This window comes from Pseudomonas akapageensis, assembly GCF_011355085.1.
In the GTDB taxonomy this organism is placed as follows: domain Bacteria; phylum Pseudomonadota; class Gammaproteobacteria; order Pseudomonadales; family Pseudomonadaceae; genus Aquipseudomonas; species Aquipseudomonas akapageensis.
Genome location: NZ_VXCP01000078.1, coordinates 1 through 3,129, shown reverse-complemented (window position 1 = coordinate 3,129; position 3,129 = coordinate 1). Strand labels below are relative to the sequence as shown.

The 3,129-nt window shown below is 62.5% G+C and carries 1 protein-coding gene; it reads left to right on the top strand.

Going from position 1 to position 3,129, the window contains the following annotated elements; translation table 11 throughout:
• Positions 1 to 397 precede the first annotated feature (397 nt).
• Positions 398 to 3,079: a winged helix-turn-helix domain-containing protein gene (locus F2S13_RS29005; RefSeq protein WP_166367313.1), complete on the top strand. Its 2,682-nt coding sequence runs from the start codon at positions 398 to 400 to the stop codon at positions 3,077 to 3,079.
• Positions 3,080 to 3,129 lie beyond the last annotated feature (50 nt).

Genomic DNA, 3,129 nt, shown 5'->3' with positions numbered 1-3,129 from the left:
TAGCCGCTGCCGAAGGCTGCGCTCGCCTGCGCAGCAGGCGCAGGATCTCAAGAGCGCCGGGGAGCCCCTGCGGGACTCCAGCGCAGCCTGACGGCAGCGGCTACGCCGATCGTAGTAAGCCAAACTCTGGTGCAGCGAGCTGTATTCGAAGCTGGTCGATGGGCGCCCCCCTCGAAAATAGGGGGGTGGCAGTCACTGTTCTCCGTCACCATCGGCGCCAACGCGGATCCCGAGGTTGTCACAACCAGCTCGAAACATTGGCACGTGCTGACTTTTATCAGTATCGGGTAAATAATCCGACAATCGCCAGAATGTGGCCACACCTTGCCTATCCGCATCGAGCATTGCCTGGCTCGCTGTTTCGTTGGGTTCGGCAGGATGGGAGACCAGTCAGGACATGCATACCGACAAGCTGCTCGTATCGACGAAATTCGTTCCACCGCGCATCGGCAACCAGACCATCATGCGCGAACGCCTGCTGGAGGAACTGCGTGAAATGACGCAGTGCCGTGTGGGCTTGATTACCGGCAGCCCTGGTTTCGGCAAGACCACGCTGCTGGCCCAATGGCGGCAGGGGATGATGCGTACGGGGGCCGAGGTGGCCTGGCTGTCGCTGAGTGCCGATGACAAGCACGTCCCCATCTTCTTCGCTTATTTGCTTGGCGCATTACAGCGTCTGGGCATTGTCCTGGACAGCGGCATCCCCCTGGAAGGCGCGCAACCGGAACTCATCGACGAGGTGGTGGCGGCGATCGTCGAAGGCGCCGCGGCTATCAACAAGGAGCTGTACCTGGTTATCGATGACTACCAGAATGTCACGGACCCGCGCTCCCACCAGCTCATGCAAAGGCTGCTGGATCACAGCCCCGATAACCTGCATTTCGTCATCTCGTCCCGTGCCGCGCCGCCCCTGAGTTTCAGTCGCCTGCGATTGAGGGGGCAATTGTTCGAACTCGATTGCGCCGCATTGCCATTCGATCTGGCGGAATCTCGCGCCTTTCTCGAACAGAGCCTGGCGGCATTGAAGCTCGGCCCGGAAGAGCTGCATCAGATTCATGAACTCACCAGCGGCTGGCCGGCGACCTTGCAACTGGTGATCATTCTGCTGCGCAGTGATCCGGACTCCCGCGGCGCCCTGCGCGAGATGGGCTGGCGCTCCGACGATCTGCAGAGCTACCTGGCCGAAGACGTAATGGCCCATCTGCCTCCCGATCTGGCCCAGTTCATGGAGAGCGTGAGTATTTGCCGCCGCTTCAACGCTTCTCTGGCGCAAGCGATCACGGGCGTCAACTCGGCGCAGGCCATGCTCAAGCGCCTGGATGAAGAGAACCTGCTGATCTTTCGCGTCGAAGCCGATGACCGTCAACCCTGGTATCGCTTCCATGCCCTGTTCGGCGATTTCCTGACCACGCGGTTCGCCCGTCGTGACAGCGCCGCGCAAACCGAAATTCATAACCGGGCCGCTCGATGGTTCGCCGAGCGCAAGCTGCTGGCCGAGGCTGTAAGGCATGCCACCCTGGCGGGTGATCTCGGCTTCGCCGCGGAGCTGATAGAACGGGCCGCCCCGGCGACCTGGAGCCTGAGTCAACTGAGCCCGCTGCTGCGCCTGCTCGACCGTTTGCCCCAGGACATCCTGTTCTCCCGGCCCCGATTGTTCTTTCTCGGTTGTCTGGCCTATGCACTCACCGCACGTCCGGCCAAGGCAGAGGTCTGGCTGGAGCAGTTCCGGCGCAGTGGAGCGGCGCAGCACGCCGACGACGCTTATCGACTACCGCTGGTTCAGGCGGCCATCGAGGTTCAGCGTGATCGCACGGAACCCATCATTGCGTTGCTCAAGGATTTTCAGGCGTTGCCGGATGACTATTCCGTGACGCGTTTCGGCGCGCCGGCGCTGCTGTCTATCGCCTACCTGGCGGCGGGGAGGATCGAGGAAGCCTTGCAGTGCCTTGACGAAAATCCCATCCCCGAGGCCGAGCGCGATGCCGAGATGGCCCTGGTGGCCGAAGGCACCCGGACCCTTTGCTATCTGCAGGCCGGTCAGATGCGGGAGGCTGAGCGGATCGGTTCGGCACAATTGGCCCGTGCCGTGACGGTTCATGGACACCGCGCCGCCAGCGCCTATCTGGGAGCCGCCACGCTGGCCGAGGTCTACCGTGAGCTGGACCGTACCGACGAAGCGCGGGAAATCCTCGCCAATCGCAATGGCCTGCTGCAGTGGGCCATGCCCGATACCATGCTGCGCGCCACCATCTGCCGAGCGCGCCTGGACCTGCTTCAAGACAGTGCCTCGGTGGCCATGGCATTTCTGGAGAAACAGGAGCGTCACTTTCGCACCATCGGACAGGATCGGGCCCTGGCTCACTGCCTGGCCGAGCAGGCCCGCATTGCCTTGCTGGAGAATGACAAGACATTCGCTGCCGACAGGGTCGGCAAATTGCAGACGCTTGCAGCGAATCATAGCGAGTCCCTGGGCTTCCAGGCAGACATCCCGGCGATGGCCGCGTTGGCGCGAGCGCGTCTGTTGCTGGCCACCAATTACCCGGAAAAGGCCCTGGAAGACTTGGCCATTGTGAGCGCCTACGCCAGCAAGTTCAGTCGCGGACAGCTCCAGGTCACAGGGTGGTTGCTCGAGGCTTGCGCGAGGGCCGACCTGCTGAAGCTGGAGCAGGCGCAAGCGCAATTGCTTGAAGCCTTGTCCCAGGGTCGTCGATTGGGACTTGTGCGTACCTTCATCGACGAGGGCGAAGCGCTGCGCAAGATGCTCGCAGGGCTGGCGAGCAAATCGCTGGCCAGTGAGGACGAGGCTTACCTGGCACGGTTGCTGGAGCGCTTCGGCCCTGGAAGTGTCGGCCGCAACAATGAATCGTCGGCCAATGGCGCGTCTACGGTGCTCACGCCACGGGAGGTGGCCATTCTGGCGTTGATCAGCCAGGCAATGGCCAACAAGCGCGTGGCGCTTACGCTGAACATTTCGCTGGAAACGGTGAAGTGGAACCTGAAGAACATCTACGCCAAGCTGGGCGTTTCCAGCCGCTATGACGCGGTGTCCTGGGCCCGCAATCAAGGCCTGATCGAATAAGCGGGGGGGCGCAACAGCCCCCCGACAGCCCCGTTCAAATCCTCCCCCCC

Bases quoted from the DNA above. Each gene is read 5' to 3' on its own strand.
- F2S13_RS29005 (WP_166367313.1), top strand. From the start codon at position 398: ATGCATACCGACAAGCTGCTCGTATCGACGAAATTCGTTCCACCGCGC.